The 20240-nt window shown below is 67.3% G+C and carries 17 protein-coding genes and 3 pseudogenes; 12 read left to right on the plus strand and 8 right to left on the minus strand.

The genetic code is table 11. The annotated features are described in order from the left end of the window. Positions 1-178: twin-arginine translocation signal domain-containing protein (locus tag O1Q03_RS06845; RefSeq protein ID WP_269502614.1), on the minus strand; the 178-nt coding region annotated here is incomplete at its 3' end. Between the two features lie 83 nt (positions 179-261). On the opposite strand from O1Q03_RS06845, the gene O1Q03_RS06850 reads away from it, so the two are divergent. Then, a complete protein-coding gene (locus O1Q03_RS06850; protein ID WP_269502374.1) occupies positions 262-1284 on the plus strand; it encodes a LysR family transcriptional regulator in 1023 nt (340 codons plus the stop codon). A gap of 246 nt (positions 1285-1530) precedes the next feature. Continuing rightward, positions 1531-3783, plus strand: a complete 2253-nt coding sequence (locus O1Q03_RS06855; RefSeq protein WP_269502376.1) for a putative bifunctional diguanylate cyclase/phosphodiesterase — start codon at positions 1531-1533, stop codon at positions 3781-3783. A 58-nt stretch (positions 3784-3841) separates the two neighbouring features. Here O1Q03_RS06855 and O1Q03_RS06860 read toward each other — a convergent pair whose 3' ends face one another. The 3 genes from O1Q03_RS06860 to O1Q03_RS06870 all read right to left on the minus strand — a co-directional run bounded on the left by O1Q03_RS06860 (position 3842) and on the right by O1Q03_RS06870 (position 6894). After that, positions 3842-4948, minus strand: a complete 1107-nt coding sequence (locus tag O1Q03_RS06860; RefSeq protein ID WP_269502377.1) for a diguanylate cyclase domain-containing protein — start codon at positions 4946-4948, stop codon at positions 3842-3844. Positions 4949-5002: 54 nt separating this feature from the next. Then, positions 5003-6007: a chemotaxis response regulator protein-glutamate methylesterase gene (locus tag O1Q03_RS06865; RefSeq protein WP_269502378.1), complete on the minus strand. Its 1005-nt coding sequence runs from the start codon at positions 6005-6007 to the stop codon at positions 5003-5005. A gap of 662 nt (positions 6008-6669) precedes the next feature. Then, complete coding sequence (locus tag O1Q03_RS06870) at positions 6670-6894, minus strand: hypothetical protein (RefSeq protein WP_269502380.1); 225 nt, start codon at positions 6892-6894, stop codon at positions 6670-6672. A gap of 276 nt (positions 6895-7170) precedes the next feature. Between O1Q03_RS06870 and O1Q03_RS06875 the strand changes: the two are divergent. The 3 genes and pseudogenes from O1Q03_RS06875 to O1Q03_RS06885 form a co-directional block, all read left to right on the plus strand. After that, positions 7171-7389: pseudogene (locus tag O1Q03_RS06875) on the plus strand (5-oxoproline transporter, DUF979 family subunit); the annotation flags it as partial. Positions 7390-7402: 13 nt separating this feature from the next. Then, a complete protein-coding gene (locus O1Q03_RS06880; RefSeq protein WP_269502381.1) occupies positions 7403-8428 on the plus strand; it encodes a DUF2891 domain-containing protein in 1026 nt (341 codons plus the stop codon). A gap of 161 nt (positions 8429-8589) precedes the next feature. Further along, entirely contained in the window at positions 8590-8913 is a 324-nt protein-coding gene (locus O1Q03_RS06885) for a hypothetical protein (protein WP_269502382.1), read from the plus strand. Between the two features lie 32 nt (positions 8914-8945). On the opposite strand, the pseudogene O1Q03_RS06890 reads toward O1Q03_RS06885, so the two are convergent. After that, positions 8946-9314, minus strand: a pseudogene (locus tag O1Q03_RS06890) (IclR family transcriptional regulator domain-containing protein); the annotation flags it as partial. A 398-nt stretch (positions 9315-9712) separates the two neighbouring features. On the opposite strand from O1Q03_RS06890, the pseudogene O1Q03_RS40125 reads away from it, so the two are divergent. The 4 genes and pseudogenes from O1Q03_RS40125 to O1Q03_RS06905 all read left to right on the plus strand — a co-directional run. After that, positions 9713-9835: pseudogene (locus O1Q03_RS40125) on the plus strand (DUF6402 family protein); the annotation flags it as partial. Next, complete coding sequence (locus O1Q03_RS06895; RefSeq protein ID WP_269502384.1) at positions 9808-10488, plus strand: hypothetical protein; 681 nt, start codon at positions 9808-9810, stop codon at positions 10486-10488. The pseudogene O1Q03_RS40125 and the gene O1Q03_RS06895, both read left to right, overlap by 28 nt. 140 nt (positions 10489-10628) lie before the next feature. Continuing rightward, positions 10629-10784, plus strand: coding sequence for a hypothetical protein (locus tag O1Q03_RS06900; protein WP_269502385.1), 156 nt, complete (start codon positions 10629-10631; stop codon positions 10782-10784). Further along, on the plus strand, positions 10774-11211 hold the full coding sequence (locus O1Q03_RS06905; protein ID WP_269502615.1) for a DUF4279 domain-containing protein: 438 nt from the start codon (positions 10774-10776) through the stop codon (positions 11209-11211). Before O1Q03_RS06900 ends, O1Q03_RS06905 begins: the two co-directional genes overlap by 11 nt. A 279-nt stretch (positions 11212-11490) precedes the next feature. Here O1Q03_RS06905 and O1Q03_RS06910 read toward each other — a convergent pair whose 3' ends face one another. Further along, positions 11491-13716, minus strand: a complete 2226-nt coding sequence (locus tag O1Q03_RS06910; protein WP_269502386.1) for a TonB-dependent receptor — start codon at positions 13714-13716, stop codon at positions 11491-11493. A gap of 321 nt (positions 13717-14037) precedes the next feature. Here O1Q03_RS06910 and O1Q03_RS06915 point away from each other — a divergent pair, with 321 nt between their 5' ends. Further along, entirely contained in the window at positions 14038-15102 is a 1065-nt protein-coding gene (locus O1Q03_RS06915; RefSeq protein WP_269502387.1) for an asparaginase, read from the plus strand. A gap of 194 nt (positions 15103-15296) precedes the next feature. On the opposite strand, the gene O1Q03_RS06920 is transcribed toward O1Q03_RS06915, so the two are convergent. Beyond that, entirely contained in the window at positions 15297-16271 is a 975-nt protein-coding gene (locus O1Q03_RS06920) for a LysR family transcriptional regulator (RefSeq protein ID WP_269502388.1), read from the minus strand. 153 nt (positions 16272-16424) lie between these two features. Between O1Q03_RS06920 and O1Q03_RS06925 the strand changes: the two genes are divergently transcribed. Further along, a complete protein-coding gene (locus O1Q03_RS06925) occupies positions 16425-17831 on the plus strand; it encodes an aspartate ammonia-lyase (protein WP_269502390.1) in 1407 nt (468 codons plus the stop codon). 103 nt (positions 17832-17934) lie between these two features. After that, entirely contained in the window at positions 17935-19428 is a 1494-nt protein-coding gene (locus O1Q03_RS06930) for an amino acid permease (protein ID WP_269502392.1), read from the plus strand. A gap of 34 nt (positions 19429-19462) precedes the next feature. On the opposite strand, the gene O1Q03_RS06935 is transcribed toward O1Q03_RS06930, so the two are convergent. Then, positions 19463-20152 carry an alpha/beta hydrolase gene (locus O1Q03_RS06935; protein ID WP_269502394.1) on the minus strand — a complete coding sequence of 230 codons (690 nt, stop codon included), beginning with the start codon at positions 20150-20152 and terminating at the stop codon, positions 19463-19465. Between the last annotated feature and the right edge of the window lie 88 nt (positions 20153-20240).

The raw sequence follows: 20240 nt of genomic DNA on the forward strand, positions 1-20240 counted from the left end.
CGGCCGGCGGCGTGCCCGACGCGAGCGCGTCGGCGCCGAAACCGGCCGACGCGACGGCCGCCCCGGCGAGCTTGAGGAACTGGCGCCGCCCGGTGGGTTCGGCGGCGGCGGTGGGGTGCTGATCGTCCTTCACGTCGGTCGTCTCCTGATCGTGCCGGCTCGCGCCGGGGGTTTTCATGCCGACGACTATGCGGCAGGATCACGTATCGATCGATGAAAGATCGGGATCGATCGATAACCCTGCGAACATGAATGACGGAGATGCCCGTGCCCTTCGCGACCCGCGGCCCGGCCGGCCGCCTTCCGCCGGACCCGCTCGCGCCGCCCGGCGCGGCGGCCCACGAGCAGCGCATCGTGCAGGCGCTGCGCCGCCTGCGGCTGCGCGACCTGGAGACGCTCGACGCGCTCGCGCGGACCCGCAGCTTCGCGCGCACGGCCGAGGCCGCATCGATCACGCAGCCCGCGCTGTCGAAGTGGCTGCGCGAGCTCGAGGCGTCGCTCGGCGTGCCGCTGTTCGAGCGCACGTCGCGGCGCGTCGCGCCGACGGCCTACGGCGACGCGCTGCTCGAATGCATCGGCCGCGTGCTGACCGACATGCGCGGCATCGCGCCCGCGTTCGACGCATTGCGTACCGGCGCCGGCCGCCCGGTGTCGATCGGGCTGTTGCCGAACATGGCGTCGCAACTGATTCCGGGCGCGCTCGCGTGGCTGCGCGACGCGGGGCGCGCGGTGCAGCTCAACGTGCGCGAGGACACGCTCGACCGGATGCTCGCGCAGGCGCAGCGCCGCGAGCTGGATCTGCTCGTGTGCCGGCTCGACGCGTCGGCGATGCGCGCGGGGCTCGACATCGCGCCGCTGTATCGCGACGACATGATCGTCGTGTGCGGGTCGCGCCATCCGCTGCTGCGGCGCGCGCGGATCGGATGGCGCGATGCGGCGGCGTTTCCGTGGATCGCGCCGCCGCTCGGCTCGCCGGCGCGCGCGGCGCTCGACGCCGAGTTCGCGAACGCGTGCCTGCCGCCGCCGGCCGTGCTGATGGAATCGGTGTCGTGGCAGACCAACCTCGTGGTCGCCGAACAGACGCCGTGCCTGTTCGTGCAGTCGGCCCGCGCGTTCGCGATGGCGGCAAACGCGGGCGAGCGCGTCGGCCGCTTGCCGCTGAAACTGTCGACGATGCCCGAGACGGTCGGCGCGCTGTACGCGGCGCCGGCGAGCGCGTCGGTGGCGGCCGCGATCGATGCGCTGAAGGCCGTGACCGGCGCGCAACCCGGCGACGCCGAATGACGCGGTGCGGCACCACGGTCGAATGGATCGGGGCGGCGCGCATGCGACCGTGATCGCGCGTAAGCCCCGATGCACGCGGATTCGCCGATGCGCACGGATTGGTGTTAAATGTAATTTGGCGCGTCTGCTGGACACGCAATCGGGGCGCACCCCGGGGTCGGCGTAAACCCGGGGCGGCACATGGCACGAAGGATGGCTCACGAATCGGGCGCAACAGACCCGATCGAACTGACGGCAGGATTCAATTTGAATACCGAACCGCAAAGTTCTCACTACAGCCTCGGTCTCGCCGCGGAAGTCCTCGCGTCCGAACAGAGCGTGTTGAGACTGATCACGCGCAATACCCCGCTGCCTGAGCTGCTCGTCGAGGTCTGCCGGCGCGCCGAGGCGTTGCTCGGCAATGGCGCGTGCTGCACGATCCTGCTGCTCGACCCGGACGGCGTGCACGTGCGCGTGGGCGCCGCGCCGTCCTTGCCTGCCCAGTACGGCGCGGCGCTCGCCGGCGCGTCGATCGGCCCCGCCGCGGGCTCGTGCGGCACGGCGATGTACGAGCGCCGGATGGTCGCCGTCGAAGACATCGAAACCGATCCGCTGTGGGCCGACTACCGCTCGCTCGCGTTGCCGTTCGGGCTGCGCGCGTGCTGGTCGGTGCCGTTCGAGGACGAGGCCGGCAGCGTGCTCGGCGCGTTCGCCGTCTATTACCGCACGCAGCGGCGCCCCAGCGACGTGGAAACCGACCTGCTGCGCGACATCGGCAACAGCGTCGGCCTCGCCGTGCACCAGGACTCGATCGCGCGGCAGCTCGCGCGCAGCGAGGAGCATCACCGTCTGGTCGTCAACAGCCTGAACGAAGGCATCCTCGTCGTGTCGCGCGACGGCGTGGTGGTCGCGAGCAATCCGAGCGCGAACCGGATGATGCGCGCGAAGGGCGATCTCGTCGGCCGGCGGCTGTCGACGGTGATCCTGTACAAGTTATATGAGGACGGCACGCCGATCGCGCCGGAAGACTGGCCGAGCCTGCGCGCGCTCACCACGGCCACGCCGCTGCTCGACTACACGGTCGGCTTCGGCGTCGCAGGCGGCGACGTCATCTGGGTGCGCGGCAATGCGGTGCCGATCGTGAAGCCGGGCGAGACCCAGCCCGAATCGGTGCTCGTGTCGTTCCACGACATCGGTCCCGTGCGCGAAGCGCAGCAGCAGTTGCGCTACATGGCGACGCGCGATGCGCTGACGGGCCTGTACAACCGGCGCTGGCTGTCCGAACGGATGCGCGAATTGTTCGGCATGCGCGACCGCGCGGCCGGCCCCGCGCGTGTCGCGATCCTGTTCATCGACCTGGTCGGCTTCAAGAAGGTCAACGACACGGCCGGGCACGACGCCGGCGACGCGCTGCTGCGCAGCGTCGCCGCGCGGCTCGAGGCATGCGCGGCCGGCCGGTATTCGCTCACGCGCGTCGGCGGCGACGAGTTCGTGATCCTGGTCGACGACTGCGACGATCCCGACGGGCTCGCCGTGCTCGCACGCGAGGTGATCGATACGATCGCGAAGCCGTTCGCGATCGCGAACAACGAGTACTGGCTCGGCGTGTCGATCGGGATCAGCGTCGCGCCGCGCGACGGCGAGGACGCCGTCACGCTGATGCGCAACGCCGATTCGGCGATGTACGACGCGAAGCAGCGCGGCCGCAACCATTTCACGTTCTTCACCGCGCAACTGAACCTGCGCCTGCAGCGCCGCTTCGCGATCGAGCAGTCGCTGCGGCGGGCGTTGTCGTCGGACATGCTGCGGCTCGCGTACCAGCCGGTCGTCGACGCGCGCAGCGGCCGCACGGTCGGCGCCGAAGCGCTGCTGCGCTGGACCAGCCCGGAACTCGGGCCGATGTCGCCGGCGGAATTCATCCCGGTCGCGGAAGACACCGGGCTCATCGTCGCGATCGGCCAGTGGGTGCTCGAAACCGCGTGCCGGCAGGCCGCCGAATGGCGCCGCACGATCGCGCCGGACCTGATGCTGGCGGTCAACCTGTCGCCGCGGCAGTTCCACGAAGGGCTCGTCGAATCGGTCGGCCGCTGCCTCGCGCAGACGCAGCTCGACCCGGGCGCGCTCGAACTCGAGATTACCGAAGGCGTATTGATGAACGACACGGACACCGTGCTGCCGATGCTCGAGGCGCTCACCGACATGAACGTGCGGATCTCGGTCGACGACTTCGGGACCGGCTATTCGTCGCTCGCGTATCTGAAGCGCTTTCCGCTGCACAACCTGAAGGTCGACCGCTCGTTCGTGTCGGGCGTGCCCGATCATCGCGATTCCGTCGCGATCACGCAGGCGGTGGTCGCGATGGCGCATTCGCTCGGGATGAAGGTCACCGCGGAAGGCGTGGAGACCGAAGCGCAGTCGTGGTTCCTGCGGCAGATCGGCTGCGATATGCAGCAGGGCTACTTGTTCAGCCGGCCGCTCGATCCGGGCGACTACGCGCGGCGGCTGCTTGCGGCCGCGTAGGCTGCAGAGGCCACATCGGCCACATCGGCCACATCGGCCGCAGCGGCTGCACCGGCGTTCAGCGGAAGCCGCCGGTGCCCGGGGGAACGGACGCGACGGGTAGCGCAGGCGTCGCCGGCCCATCGACCGCGACGCGGTTCTTGCCGTCGCGCTTCGCGCGATACAGCGCGCGGTCGGCCGCTTCGATCAGCGATGTCGTCGGCACGCCGGGTGCCGGCACGACGGTCGCGCCGCCGATGCTGATCGTCACGTAGCGGCCCGTCGACGAATGCACGTGCTCGAGCCGCAGCGCCTCGACCGCGAGGCGGATCTTCTCGCCGAGCAGCCGCGCGGCGCCCGGCGACTTCGACGGCATCACGACCGCGAACTCCTCGCCGCCGAAGCGTGCGGCCAGATCGCCGGACTGCCCGAGGCAGCGCTCGATGGTGGCCGCGACCTGCCTGAGCACGCTGTCGCCCGATACGTGTCCGTACGTGTCGTTGTACAGCTTGAAATTGTCGACGTCGATCATCAGCAGCGACAGCTCGCCGCGCTCGTGCGCGACGCGTCGCCATTCCGCGGCCAGGTATTCGTCGAGGTAGCGCCGGTTCGACAGCCCGGTCAGCCCGTCCGAATGCGTGAGGCGCCGCAGTTCGAGATTCGCTTCGAGCAGTTGCTGCTGCGATTGCCGCAGCGCGCGATAGGCCTCGTCGCGCTGCAGCAGGTTCATGTACGAGCGCGAGTGGTAGCGGATCCGCGCGGCGAGCTCGATGCGATCGGGCAGCTTCACGAGGTAGTCGTTCGCGCCGGCCGCGAACGCCGCGCTCTTGATCACCGGCTCTTCCTGCGTCGACAGCACGATGATCGGCACGTCGCGCGTCGCCGGATTTGCGCGGTACGCCTTCACGAGGCTCAGCCCGTCGGTGCCCGGCATCACGAGATCCTGCAGGATCACGGTCGGCCGCGTCTCGATCGCGGCGGCCATCGCTTCGTCCGAGCGCGGGCAGTAGTGGAAGTCGATGCCGTCCTCGTCGACGAGCGCGCGCCGCACGGCTTCCGCGACGATCGTCTGGTCGTCCACCAGCAGAACCATCGCCGGGACGTCGGCGGCCGGTGCAGGTCGTGCGGGCATGGCGTCGGCTGCCGGATGCGGGGCGCCCGGCGGGCGGGTCAGGTTGCTGGTCATGATCGGGGCCGCGTTGCGCCGCGGCTGCGCTGGAGGGGGTGGGGCGTCATTGGTTCAGATCCGCGCGAGTGCGGTCAGCTCGCCGGCGATGCGTTCGAGCGGCAGGATCGCGCGCGCCGCGCCGAGTGTCGCGGCCGCCTTCGGCATGCCGTATACGGCGCTCGTCGCCTCGTCCTGCGCGATCGTGTGATAGCCCTTCATCCGCAGCGCCTTCAGGCCGATCGCGCCGTCGCGGCCCATGCCCGTCAGCAGCACGCCGATCACGCGGCCCGGCCAGTGTTCGGTCAGGCTGTTGAAGAACACGTCGACCGACGGCCGGTATGGCGTGGCGGCAGGCTCACGCGTGTATTCCAGCGTGCCGGCGCGCGTGATGCGCAGATGATCGTCGGTGGCGGCGAGCAGCGCGACGCCCGGCTGCGGGCGGTCGCCTTCGCACGCCACTCGCACCGTCAACGGCGTCTGGCCGTCGAGCCATTGCGCCATCCCTTCGGCGAACGCGCGATCGACGTGCTGCACGATCACGATCGGCGCGCGGAAGTCGGCCGGCAGGCTGCCGAGGATCGATGCGAGCGCGCCCGGCCCGCCGGCGGATGCGCCGATCGCGATCAGCGGGCCGCCGTCGGCGCGTGCGGTCGTGCCGGCCGCATGCACGCCGCCGGGCGCATCGAGCAGGCGGCCGATCTGGTCGATCTTCGCGAGCAGCAGCCGGGTGGTGTCGCCGGCTTCGCCTGCGCCGAGGCGCGGCGTGTCGACCGCGTCGAGCGCGCCCGCGCCCATCGCCTCGAACACGCGCCACGCGTTCGCGCCGATGCAGTTCGTCACGATCAGGATCGCGCACGGGCGGCCGGAGCGCATGATTCGCCGCGTCGCCTCGACCCCGTCGCACTTCGGCATGATCAGGTCCATCAGCACGACGTCGGGCGGCTGCGCGGCGCACAGTTCGACGGCCTGTGCGCCGTCGGCCGCGGCCCACAGCACGCGGTGCTCCGGACGTTGCGCGATCGCACGGCGCATCGCCTCGACGGCAAGCGGGAGGTCGTTGACGATGCCGATGTTCACAAGCGGGATACTCCGGTCGGTTCGTAGTGTGGGTGGTGGGCCGGGTTCATGGAAGGCGGTGCCGGGCCGGCGCCGGTGACCTGCATCGGCGGACGGACGGCACGGAGTTCTTTTCGGTTGGCGACGCCCGCATGCTGTCATGCGCGGCGAGCGGCGGCAATCGAAAAAATTGCGCATTGCATCGATTCCGGCCCTTTCGTCGATGGTCGGGCTGCTTTTTTGCCGCCTGTGCGTTCGAATCGGCTCGTACGCGCGCCGCGCGCTGCGCTGCGGAAAGTGGGCCGCCGGCGCCGGTAGGTAACGTCACGACTACGTGTCGCGGGGCGGTCGTCCGATCGTCATGGCGATCGCTCATTCCATCGACTTGGCGCTGCGCATCTGCCGTGACACGCGAAACGCGGCGAACGCGACTTTCGCACGACCGTGTTTGCGGATCGCGACGTGGTCGAAGCTTTCAGCACGGAGTGCAATCGCGCCGGCAACGGCGCGGTGGAGAATCTGCCGAGGATCTGCACGCACGCCGGCTACCGGCGACTGTGCACTGGCCGGGGGCCGAGGCTGAGGTCGGGGCCGGGGCAGGGGCAGGGGCAGCGGCGACCAAGGCGTCGGCACGCCGGCCGCCTGACAGCGAACCGCTGCGGGCCGAGGGCGCGGCCGCAGCGTCAATGACTGCGCGCGTACCCCTGGATCAGCGCGCGCATCATCCCTTCGACGGTCGCATCGCGCAGATCGGCTTCCTGCTCGGATTCCTCGACGAGCGCGGCGTACGCGGTGGCGAGCGTCACGCGGTCGACCTCATGGCGCTGCTCCATCAGCGTGACCATGCCGTCCTTCGCCAGATGCGCGGAGAATGCGCGGCTGCCGATGGTCTGGAATACGTCAATCATGGCGGCTCTCCCGTACGTTGCCGATGCCTTCCAGTTTAGTCGGCGCACCTGCGCTTCGCCACGCGTGACGGGGCGGGTGCCCGCCAGCCGCAGTCCGCCACCCGCCATCCGCCACCAGTAGTCCGCCACCCGCGCCCGGATTGCTCCGACGAAACCGTTATCCTGGGCCGCCTCGCGATCGCGATCGCGCTGATCGCCGGCTTCGGCAAGCTCGGGCGCGGCGAGTCCGACGATGTCGGCGAGGCCGCGGCCGTGCCGCGCGGCGCGACGCGAGGGCGCTTCCACGGCAATCCGGCGATCATGGGCGCGATCGGGATGCTGAGCGGCTTCTGCGGTACGCTGATGACGCCGATGGCCGCGAACTTCAACATCGTGCCCGCCGCGCTGCTCGAACTGAAGGACAAGCACGGCGTGATCGACGCGCAGTGGCCGACCGCCGTGCTGCTGCTGGCCGTCAACACGCTGCTGATGTATGCGTTCGTATTCCGCTTCTGACGACGAGATACCCATGACCGCCCACCGATTGACCGCCGAACTCGCGTCGAAATTCGCGTCGCTCGCGCTCGCGCACCTGACCCGCGAATATCCGAACAAGCTCACGCATGCGCTCGAAGGCCCGCACGACGTGCAGGGGCCGCGCGCGCTGCACCCGATCTTCTACGGCAGCTACGACTGGCATTCGTGCGTGCACGGCTACTGGCTCGTGTTGCGCGCGCTCGAACGCTATCCGGCGCTGCCGGAGGCCGAACGGATCATCGCCATCGTCGACGCGCATTTCACCGACGCGAACGTCGCCGGCGAACGCGCGTATCTCGCGCTGCCGCACAACAGCGGCTTCGAGCGGCCTTACGGCTGGGCGTGGCTGCTGGCGCTGTCCGCACAACTGGAGCGGACAGCGCTTACGGGCGTGGTGCCGCAGGCCGCGCGCTGGGCGAAGACGATGGCGCCGCTCACCGACCTGTTCGTGTCGCGCTTCGAGGCGTTCCTGCCGAAGGCGACCTATCCGCTGCGCGTCGGCACGCACTTCAATACCGCGTTCGCATTGGCGCTCACGCTCGACTTCGCACGCGACACGCAGCGCGACGGGCTCGCGGCGCTGATCGTCGATACCGCGAAGCGCTGGCATTCGAACGACGTCGCGTGCCAGGCGTGGGAGCCGTCGGGCGACGAATTCCTGTCGCCGGCGCTGATGGAGGCGGAGCTGATGCGGCGCGTGCTGCCGGCGGGCGAATTCGACGGCTGGTTCGCGCGCTTCCTGCCGGATCTCGCACGCGGCGAGCCGGCGACGCTGTTCGTGCCGGCTACGGTCAGCGACCGCAGCGACGGCAAGATCGCGCATCTGGACGGCTTGAATCTGAGCCGCGCATGGTGCCAGCGCTCGCTCGCCGGTGCGTTGCGGGAAGGCGACGAGCGGCGCACGAAGCTGCTCGATGCGGCCGACCGGCATCTGGCGAGCGCGCTCGCGCACGTGGCCGGCGACTACATGGGCGAGCACTGGCTCGCGACGTTCGCGTTGCTGGCGCTGGAGGCATGACGCGCAAAACCGGCGCAAGGCCCGCGTGAAAACCCGCGTGAAACGCGGATCAAACCCTTGCCGGCGGCAAGGTCATCCGCGCGCGGCTATACTCGCCGCTCGGGCCGCTGCGCGCATCCTGCGTCGCACATAGCGGCCATCCGCCAGTTCGCCGCCTCGTCATGGACAAGTTGATTGCCTACGTCGCCGCGATCCACGGGCTTGCCGGCCCGGTGTCGATCGTGTCGCATGCCACGTCGCACGACCGCTGGACCGACGACGACGTCGAGGTCACGCGCGACGAAACCGAATACCGCTTCGACAACGGCGCGATCGTGCGCCGCGCGGTCGAGCAGGATCGCGCGCCGTCCGACCTGCTGTGTGCCGAATGCTGGATCGACTACGACGTGATCCGCCAGCCCGACGCGCAGCCGATCAGCCCGACGAGGATCACGTTCGACAACGCGTGCCGCGAGACTTTCTGGCTGCGGTATCACTTGGCGTGAGCGTTTGCAACGCATGAACGCGCGTGCCCGGATCAATCCCGCGGCGCGCCATCAGCCGCATGCAGCAGCGGTGCGAGCCGCGCGGCCGCGTCGCGCATCTTCGGCACGTTTTCCAGCAGATCGTTGAGCGTCGCGCGTGCAGTCGGCGCATGCACGGCGAGCGCAGCAAGCACGCGGCCGCTCGCGGCATCCTTCACCGGCACCGCGACGGCCACCATCCCCCGTACGAATTCCTCGTTGTCGATGCCCACCCCGCGCGCGGCCAGCCGGTCGAGTTCGGCCGCCAGCAGCTGCGCATCGGTCAGCGTCAGGTAGGTCATCTTCGTCAGCGTGAGCCGGGCGAGCAGCGCGTTGCGCTCGAGCGCGTTCAACTGCGACAGGAACAGTTTGCCGCTGGCGGTGAGCACGGGGCTGCTCGTATGCATCTGCGCACCGGCTTCGCGCGCTGCGGTACGCGGTATCGACACGTTCGTGAGCGCTCGTTTTTGGCGGTAGCGCCAGTTCGGGGAATTCGGTTGGGCCAGCACCATTGACGGCTCCATTTGGCGGCAGAGCGGTGCCGCGTAACAGTTTTTGATTGTTTTTGGGTGTCGGCGCAAGTTGGGAGATTAGGATAAGTTCTTTGAGATAATAATTTTTTCGGATTCGTACTAGTGACTAAGGTCGAGTTGAATGGATTTTTTGTGAATTATAGGAAATTTGTTTTTCAAGATTGAGTCATTTATAGATCAAATTAATTCGAGAGTTTATGGCGAATGATGTGTGCTGGCCAGTGCGCAACTAGACATATCGCGACTGGAGGGCGGCACACAGTCGTGGCGGAGATTTTATGGTTTACAGTAGGCCCAAACTCGTAAAACTCGACAAGCCGACCGTTTTGAAATTTGATACCGTATGCAGACCAATCCCGGCGGAGCAATGAAGACTATCCGCCTCATTCTCAGAACGATCTTGGTGGTTGGGGCCGTGACCCTAGCTGTCGCCATCGTATGGGCGTTCCTTCCGCTTGGCGCCACAAATGCGGTCACGATTTTCGCACTCAAGGGCGGTAAGACTGCCATGCTCGTCATCACGACGCTTATCTTCGCAGCCTACTTCTACTGGCTTGTTCAAAATATCGCCCATTTCGGCCGAGCGGAGCGTGCGCGACTGGCGATCGTCACGCTCGGCATTTTGGCCTGCTTGTCGCTCATCAGTTTTGGTGGAGTCACGACTGACGACACCGATTGTCAGCGCTTCGACTACAACGCCAAGATGAATGGTGGAATCAAACAGATCCGCGGCGCAACCTACATCGTCAACATTTGCGGAAGTGGTGCCCGCAGCCATGGACTGTTTGCGGATCAGAACGAGCAGGTCAAACTCATCGTCACCGATGGGCATGGATCGACGCTTGCTTCCCGACTATTTTTCGTTTTTTGGGACGGCCGGCCGCAACAGGATTCGATCAAAATCCGCGGCAACAAGTTGATCTATTTCGATGCGTCGGATGAGAACGACGGTGAAAGGGCAATCTCGATGCCGCCAACGAAGATCGATTGGGTTGCCGCGAGAATTCCGATTTGGCTTCACTGAGTTCCAATGCATCGCCCCACCTAATTCTCTCGATCGGGACCACTGCACGTCGACATATCGACGCGTGCTCTGTCACTGGCCGATTGACAATGTGGTTTGCGACCGCTGACCGGAGCTGACGCGAGTCCTTCGCGGCAAAGATGCTCGGCTACGATCGCAGGACGTTCGGGCAGATGCTGCATATCTTGAAGCCTGCAAACGGCTTGGGACCAGCCGACAACGTTATCTTCCACGACAACGGCGACGTCGAGTTCAAAGGCGTAGTAATTGATAACATGCATGACTATGCACGCTGAGTCCCCTACGCCCACCGATAGCGCACTTGCGCACGCGACCTTCATCATTTCATCGGAGGGCGCGCACCCGGACACGTGGACCGCCTTCTTCGGCATCTTCCCGAGTCGAACGATCACGAAAGAAAAGCCCTATCTGCTGCCGTCCGGGCGCCTGAGTTCCCGGCCCGGAAAGCTTAATCTGTGGGCGCTGGAAAGCAAGGCCGCCGTTCAAAGCGATCGATTGGAGCCGCACCTCCGCTACCTGATCGAACGGCTCTCCTTGCCGCGTGAAGGTCTTCTCGAGCGTATCGAGCAAGCCGGTGCGCGCATGCGGTTCTTGTGCTACTGGGACAACGAGAATGGTGATCGTGTGCCCCACGTGTCGGACGCTACCCGCGAGCTCATTGAATCAGTCGGGGGCGTGATCGAGATCGATGAATATCGATAGCACGTACCGCTGCTGGCGTCTCTCTGACGCCTGACGCGACGCGCGTACCTCGATCCATCTCCCGCCGCAGCACAAGCGCGAGCTTACGCGCAGTTCCGGCTGCAGCGCGCGAAATCACGGACGAACTCATCACGAACCCGGCGATCGCCGTGATCACGGCCTCGGCTACAAGGAAGGCGCGCAGGAAGCGATGAAGAGCTTCACGAGTACGAAGACCTATTCGCTGCCGCGGCGAGCGACGCGGAGGAGGGCGCATCATGCCCTCCCGCCGCATGACGCTTACTGATAGAAGTTCAGCGTGACCATCGCCGAACGGCCCGGCGCCCACGTCGCGTAGATCGGATACGCGCTCGCGTAGTACTTCTTGTCGAACAGGTTCTGTACGTTCAGCTGCACGTCCATCGTCTTGTTCACGCGCCACGTCGCGGCCGCGTCGAAGCGCGCGTAGCCGGGCGTCCACTTCTTCGTCGTCGCCGACACCGATGCATAGGTCTGGCTCATCACGGTCGCGCCCGCGCCGAGCGTGAGCTTCGGCATGACGTCGTAGCTCGTCCACAGCGTGAAGTTGTGCTTCGGCACCATCACCATCGGCAGGCCCGATGCGCCGGGGCTGCCGGGGCCCGCGTCGGTCGTGATCGCGTTCAGGTACGAGTAGCCGCCGAACACGTGCCACTTCGGCGTCAGGTTTCCCGCGAAACCGAACTCGACGCCGCGCACGCGCTGCTTGCCCGCGTTGACGGTGTGGCCGAGGCCGTCGCTCACGCGCGCATTGGTCTTCTCGGTCTGGAACAGCGCCGACGTCAGCGACAGCTGATCCTGCAGCACGTCCCACTTCGCGCCGATCTCGATGTTGCGCGAGCGCTCGGGCGCGAGGTCCTGGTTCGTCGCGGTGATCTGGTCGGTGCCGCCGCCGAGGCCCGAGTTCGAGCCCGGCGGGTTCGACGACGTGCCGTACGACGCATACAGGCTCACGTTCGTCACCGGCTTGAACACGAGGCCGAACTGGTAGCTGAACAGGTTCGACGTGTTCGACAGGTCGGCGACGCCGGCCTGCTTGCCGGTGATGTCGTAGCGGTCGAAGCGCAGCCCGGTGTTGAACTGCCAGCGCTCGGACAGCTTGACCGTGTCGAAGATGTACGCCGACACCGTATCGGTGCGCGTGTTGGTGGTCGGGCCGGGGAAGCTCTTGTCGCCGTTCAGCACGATGTTGCCGGTCCACGGCATGTTCGGGTTCCAGCCGCCGGCGAGCGGCGTGCAGTTGCCGGCCACCGAGCACGGGCCGCCCGTACGGATGCTGTTGCCGGCCGAATCCGACACGAGATAGCCCTCGTAGCGCGCCTGCTCGTGGCTGAACTCGACGCCGGCCGTCATCGTGTGCTTCATCCCGAACAGGCTCGCGCTGCCCGTCACCTCGGTCTGGTTCGCGAAGCCGTTGAGCGCGTACTTGCCGCTCTTCGCCTGCAGGCCGAGCATGGTCGGATCCGACGCGAGGATCTGCGGGTTCGTCGCCACGTAATCGAGCGTCGAGCGCCCGAACGTCGTCGTGTTCTTCAGCTTCCAGTCGTCGTTGATCTTGTGCTCGACGCGAATTTCGCCGGTGTCGGTCTGCCCGTAGCGATAGTCGCGCGTGTTCAGCCCGAAGAACTGCCCGCGATCGGTCGGCACCGGCGTGCCGCCCGACGCGCGGAACGGCACGCTGAAGTCCGGCATGTCGTACGAGTTCATGTGGTAGTAGCTGACCGTGACCGTGGTCGGCGTATTGAGCCCGAACACGATCGACGGCGCGACGCCCCAGCGCTTGTTGTACACGTCGTTGCGGCCGGCCTGGTTCGCGTCGTGGCCCATCACGTTCAGCCGCACGGCCGTCGTGTCGTTGATCTTGTGGTTCGCGTCGACGGTCGCACGCTTGTAGCCGTCGGTGCCGAAGCCGATGCTGCTGTTGATGAAGTTGTCGTTCTGCGGCGTCTTCGTGACTATGTCGATGCTGCCGCCCACCGAGCCGCGGCCCGCGTACACGGAGTCGGGGCCCTTGATCACGCTGATCTGCTCGACCGCGAACGTCTCGCGGTTCTGCACCCCCGAATCACGCATCCCGTCGACGAAGATCGAGTTGCGCGATTCGAAGCCGCGAATCACCGGACGGTCGGCCGACGGATTCGCGGCCGCGTCGCCGCCGAGGAACGTGATGCCCGGCACCGAGCGCAGCGCATCCGCGAACGACGTCACGTTCTTTTCCTTGATCAGTTGCTCGGGGATCACCGTGACCGAGCGCGGCGTGTCGAGCAGCGGAGCGGTGAACTTGTACGACGGCGAGCGCTTCACCTGCAGGTCGGACGGCGCGGACGACTGCACCGTGATCGTCGGCAGCGTCGTCGACGTATCGGCGGCGGGCGACGGGTCGGTAGCGGGAGCGGTTTCGGCGGAAGCGAGCAGCGGCGTCAGGAAAACGGAGCAGGTCAGCGCGGACACGAGGGCACGGGGCCTCGTCTTGAACTGGGCGGGCATATCGAGAAGGCAGCGGAAGTATCGGTGATCGGACGCGTGTTCGCGGTGCCGGGCGGCGCCCGTAGCATCGGAAAACGTCAATGTAAATGCGTATGATTCGCGTTAGCGATCGCAATTCTACGAACTATTACGAAACATGTAAACGATCTAATAGTTTTTGTACTAAAACGGTCAGCTTTTCGTGATCCCGCTGGCGGCTTTGCATCCGGTGCAACACCGCTTTCCATCGACCGACAGGCGCGGTGCGCCGCCGAGCCGATACACTGCCGTACCGGTTGCATGGGCCCCGGCGAACAGGCCCGGACGAAGGAGACAGCACAGATGGACACCCAACGCGCAGCGGTCGTGACTCACCGCGGCAATGCGATCGAAAACACCCACGTCGCCGATGTGGCGGTGGTGGATGCCGGCGGCAGGCTGCTGTTCCGGTTCGGCGATCCGTTCCGGACGACGCTCGCGCGTTCGGCGGCGAAGCCGGCGCAGGCCTTGTCGGTGATCGAGACGGGCGCGCCGGAGCGGTTCGGTTTCGACGACGCGGACATCGCGCTGATGTGCGCGTCGCACAGCAGCGAGGAGCAGCACATCGCGCGCACGCGCGCGATGCTGGCGAAGGTCGACGCGCAGGAGTCGGATTTGCGGTGCGGCGGGCACGCGCCGTTGTCCGACGCGGTGTACCGGTCGTGGATCAAGCGCGACTACACGCCGACCGGCGTGTGCAGCAACTGTTCGGGCAAGCACGTCGGAATGCTGGCCGGCGCGCGCGCGATCGGCGCGGCGATCGCCGACTACCATCTGCCGGACCATCCGATGCAGGCGCGCGTGAAGCACGTGGTGGCCGATGCGTGCGGGCTGCGCGACGACGAAGTCGACTGGGCGATCGACGGATGCAACCTGCCGACGCCGGCTTTTTCGCTCGATCGGCTCGCGCGTCTTTACGCGTCGCTGGCCGGCGGCGCGGACCAGGTGGAAGCGGGCGGCGACGCGGTGACCGACCGCGTGCGCGCGCTGGCGCGCATCCATCATGCGATGACCGCGCATCCGGAGTTGGTCGGCGGAGAAGGGCGCTACTGCACGGTGCTGATGGGCGCGTTCGACGGGCAGGTGGTCGGCAAGCTCGGCGCGGACGGCTGCTACGGGATCGGCGTGCGTGCGTCGGAACGCACGCGGCAGCTCGGGGCGAACGGCGCGCTCGGCATCTCGGTGAAGATCGGCGACGGCAACATCGACGTGCTGTACATGGTCGTGAGCGAACTGCTCGAACGGTTGGAGATCGGCACGGCGGCGCAGCGCGCGCGGCTCGCCGCGTTCCATCGCCCGCGCATGATCAATACGCAGGGCGTCGAGATCGGGCACGCAACGTTCCCGTTCGAGTTGCAGGCGGCCTGAATGGCGTGAGCGTGTCGATGCATGGCCGCGGCTTGTCGCGAGCGCGGCGTGCGTCGGTGCGCGCCGGCTTGCGAGTGCCGGCCGACGCGGCCGCGCGTGCGGGGCGGCTGCATGCAAGCGCGGCCATCACCGCGAGCGGCAGCGGCAAACCGCAAACCGCAAATCGCAAATCGCAAACCGCAAACCGCTCCCCGCTACGCCCGCCCCTCGCGAATCTTCACCAATTGCGCATCCGACAGCGCGCCGATGTCCGCGAGCTGTTCCGCGAGAAAGTCCTTCAGCACGCGCAGCTTCGCCGAGCTGCGCCGGTTCGCCAGATACGCGATGTAGATGTACTCGCCGGTCAGCTTGTTGTGCAGCCGATAGCGCGGCAGCACGGGTTCGAGCTGGCCGCTTGCGAGCAGGTCGCGCACCAGCCAGATCTCGAACTCGGCGATGCCGAGCCCCGCGCAGGTCGCCTCGAGCAGCAGCTCCGAATGGTCGGTGACGAGGTTGCCGGCCGGCAGCACGCTGTGCCGCGCATCGTCGCTCACCAGTTCCCAGCGCGGATCGCCTTCGGGATGCACGTAGCGCAGGCAGTTGTGCTGCGTCAGGTCGTCCGGCGTCACGGGCCGCCCGCGGCGCTCGAGATAGCCGGGCGTCGCGCACAGGATGCTGTCGTTGCGCGACAGCCGATGCACGACCAGGTTGTCCAGATAGTTCTCGCCCTCGTGGATGTCGAGATCGAACCCGCCGGCGACGAGATCGTTGTGGTTGTCGGTGAGCCGCACGTCGAGCTGGATCGTCGGGTAGCGCTCGAGAAACGGCGCGATGAGCGGCGCGAGATGACGGCGACCGAACCCGACCGGCGCGGTGAGCTTGAGCGGCCCGCTCGGGTGCGCATTGAGCTCGGTGACGACGCGCAGCGTGTCGTCGAGATCCGCGATCAGCGTGACCGCGCGTTCGAGGTAGATCTGGCCGGCCTCGGTCAGCGTCACGCTGTGCGTCGAACGATGCAGCAGCGCGACGCCCAGCGCCTCCTCGATCGCGGTGATCTTGCGTGCGACGGTGGACGTCGACACGTGCATCTCCTTCGCGACCGCGGAAAAGCTCCCCATGTCGACGACGCGCACGAAGGTGCGCATGGCGCCGAGATGGTCGACGCCAGTGTCTCTCGCTGTTGTTTTCATCCGATTCTCGCTGTTGCGTCCCACGCAAAACCGCTTTCGATAATACAGAAGCGAGCTTCTTTATGCAAAGGCATAGAATGCGATCCCGTCGTATCGGTACGCGGCGAGCGCAGCGGGTTCGCCGCGTCGGCACGGGACATCTGAGGAGGGGACATGACGGAAAACGGCTTCCGCGTCGAAGCGGATCTTTTAGGTAAGCGAAGCATTCCGGATCACGCGTACTACGGCGTCCATACGCTGCGCGCGAAGGAGAACTTCGACATTTCGGGGCGCACGATCGCGTCGCTGCCGTACCTCGTGATGGCGCTCGCCGCCGTGAAGGAAGCCGCGGCCGATGCGAACTGCGAGCTCGGGCTGCTGCCGCGCGCGTATCGCGACGCGATCGCCGCCGCGTGTGTCGAGATCCGCGAAGGCCGGCTGCACGACCAGTTCGTGGTCGACATCATCCAGGGCGGGGCCGGCACGTCGACCAACATGAACGCGAACGAGGTGATCTGCAACCGCGCGCTCGAAATCATGGGCCACGCGCGCGGGCAGTACGAATACCTGCATCCCAACGAGCACGTCAATCTCGCGCAGAGCACCAACGACGTGTATCCGACCGCGATCCGCATCGCCACCTGCTTCGCCGTCGAGCACCTGCTGGAAGCGATGGCGCGCCTGCGCGACGCGTTCGCGGAGAAGGCCGACGCGTTTTCGGGGCTGCTGAAGCTCGGCCGCACGCAGTTGCAGGACGCGGTGCCGATGACGCTCGGCCAGGAGTTCTCGACCTACGCGGTGATGGTGACGGAAGACATCGCGCGCCTGCAGGAAGCCGGCTGGCTGATGCGCGAGATCAATCTCGGCGCGACCGCGATCGGCACCGGCATCACCGCGCACCCGCAATACGCGGAGAAGGCGCTGGCCGCGTTGCGCCGCATCACCGGGCTGGACCTCAGCACCGCGCCGAACCTGATCGAGGCGACGCAGGATTGCGGCGCGTTCGTGCAGATCTCGGGCGTGCTGAAGCGGATCGCGGTGAAGCTGTCGAAGATCTGCAACGACTTGCGGCTGCTGTCGAGCGGCCCGCGCGCGGGGTTCGGCGAGATCAACCTGCCGCCGGTGCAGGCCGGCTCGTCGATCATGCCGGGCAAGGTGAACCCGGTGATTCCGGAAGTCGTGAACCAGGTCGCGTTCGAAGTGTTCGGCAACGACCTGACCGTGACCTTCGCGGCCGAAGCCGGGCAGCTTCAGCTCAACGCATTCGAGCCGGTGATCGCGAGCGCGCTGTTCCGCAGCTTCAGCCACCTGACCGCCGCGTGCACGACCCTCACGGGCCGCTGCGTGACCGGCATCACCGCGAACCCGCAGCGGCTGCGCGAAACGATGGAGCGGTCGGTCGCGCTCGCGACCGCGCTGAATCCGTACATCGGCTACAAGCGCGCGACCGCCGTGGCCGCCGAGGCGCACGAGAGCGGCAAGTCGATCCGCGAAGTCGTGCTGGCGCACCAGTTGATGACCGACGCGCAACTCGACGAGGCGCTGCAACCCGAAGCGCTGATCCGACCGCGCGCGTACTGATCCCGGCCGCGCGGCGCCGGCGCTTGCCGCCGGCAGACCGCGCGCGGCCGTTCCCGCAGCGCCCCGTCGATGGGCGCACCACATCAAGAAACGGAGACACACCATGAAGCACGCCAGCGAGCGCCCGGCCGACACGGCCGGCGGCGCGGAGCCCCGTCATTCCGAGCGCGACGCGATGTTCGCGTCGCACGAGGCCGGCTATGCGAAGCAGTTGAAACCGCGGCACGTGCAGATGATCGCGATGGGCGGTGCGATCGGCACCGGCCTCTTTCTCGGCGCGGGCGGCCGCCTGCAGAGCGCGGGGCCCGCGCTGGCGGTCGTGTATCTCGTGTGCGGCGCGTTCGCATTCCTGATCATGCGCGCGCTCGGCGAGCTCGTGATGCACCGGCCGACCAGCGGCTCGTTCGTGTCGTACGCACGCGAGTTCATGGGCGAGCGCGCGTCGTTCGTCGCCGGCTGGATGTACTACCTGAACTGGGCGACCACCGGCATCGTCGACATCACCGCGGTCGCGATCTACATGAAGTACTGGGCCGTGTTCACCGACGTCCCGCAATGGGTGTTCGCGCTCGGCGCGCTGGGGATCGTGTCGGTCATGAACATGATCGGCGTGAAGGTGTTCGGCGAGATGGAGTTCTGGTTCTCGATCGTCAAGGTCGGCACGCTCGCGCTGTTCCTCGCGGTCGGCGCCGTGTTTCTCGCGAGCGGCCATCCGGTCGCCGGCCAGATGCCGGGGCTGCACCTGGTTGCCGAGCACGGCGGCATCTTCCCGCACGGGATCCTGCCGGCGGTGCTGATCGTGCAGGGCGTGGTGTTCGCGTATGCGAGCATCGAGCTCGTCGGCGTCGCGGCGGGCGAGACCGCCGATGCGCGCAAGGTGCTGCCGAAGGCGATCAACAGCGTGATGTGGCGTATCGCGCTGTTCTACGTCGGCTCCGTCGTGCTGCTGACGATGCTGCTGCCGTGGACTGCGTACAGCTCGCACGAAAGCCCGTTCGTCACGTTCTTCAGCAAGCTCGGCGTGCCGTACGTCGGCACGGTGATGAACATCGTGGTGCTGACCGCCGCGCTGTCGAGCCTGAACTCCGGCCTCTATTCGACCGGGCGCGTGCTGCGCTCGCTCGCGATGGGCGGCTCGGCGCCGCGCTTCGTATCGCGGATGAATGCGCGCGGCGTGCCGTACGGCGGGATCCTCGTCACGGTCGCGATCAATGCGATCGGCGTGCCGCTGAACTACATCGTGCCGGCCCAGGCGTTCGAGATCGTGCTGAACATGGCGTCGCTCGGGATCATCTCGACCTGGGGCTTCATCGTGATGTGCCAGATCCTGTTCCGCCGCGCGGTCAAGCGCGGCGAGCTGAGCCCGGTATCGTTCCGGATGCCCGGCGCGCCGTTCACGTCGTGGCTCACGCTCGGCTTCCTCGCCAGCGTGCTCGTGCTGATGGCATTCGACTATCCGGGCGGCACGTGGACCGTCGCGATGATTCCCGTCGTCGTGCTCGCGCTGGTGGTCGGCTGGAAGCTGGCGAAGCGCGGCGCCGCGCGAGAGGCCGGCAGCGCAGCGCCGGTCATCGGCGATCCGGCGCGCAACGTCTGACGACACGCACGGGCGGCGCGGACGCCCGGTGCGCTCAGTTCAAACCGGCGCGCGCGTCGACCCAGCGGCCGAAATCGCGCGCCATCTGCGCGGTCAGTTCATGACCGGCGTCGTACAGCCGCGTGGCATGCGCGACGCCGAGCGCCGTCAGCTTCGCGTCGGCGGTATCGGCCCACGCGACGGGCAGCTTGTCGTCGAAGCGGCCGTGCATCACCAGCGCGTCGAGCGCGCTCAAGGCGTCGCGCGGCGCGATCAGCGGATCGATTTCCGGCAGGATGCGGCCGCACAGCACGGCGAACGCGGCGACGTCGGCCGGCGACGTGAGTCCGACGCTCGCACTCATGATGCCGCCCTGGCTGAAGCCGGCGATCACGGTGGGCAATGCGGCGGTGTCGTGTTCGGCGTCCCGCGCGCGCAATGCACGCAGCAGCGCAATCAGCTGCACGCGGCTCGCATCCGCGCGGTCCGGATCGATTTCCGGGCCGTTCGCGCCGAAGCGCACCGGAAACCACGCGTGCTGGCTCGGGCCGAACGTCAGCGGGCCGCGCACGAACGCGATTTCGATGCGCGGATCGATCGTACCGGCCAGGTTCAGCAGGTTGGTTTCGTTGCCGCCGACGCCGTGCAGCAGCAGCAGGCGGGCCGCGGGGCGGCCGTCGGCCGGGCGCAGCCGGTACTGGAGGCCGGATTCGGAGTCGGTGGTGAGCGGCAGGACGTCGGTCATTGCATGGGTCCGGTTCGGGGATGATCCGACAGTCTAGAGCGCGCGGGCGGGAAGGTGAATCGCCGGACGGCGATTGATTGTTTCCTGA

Origin of the sequence: Burkholderia sp. IMCC1007 (assembly GCF_027257875.1) — a bacterium.
Lineage (GTDB): Bacteria > Pseudomonadota > Gammaproteobacteria > Burkholderiales > Burkholderiaceae > Burkholderia.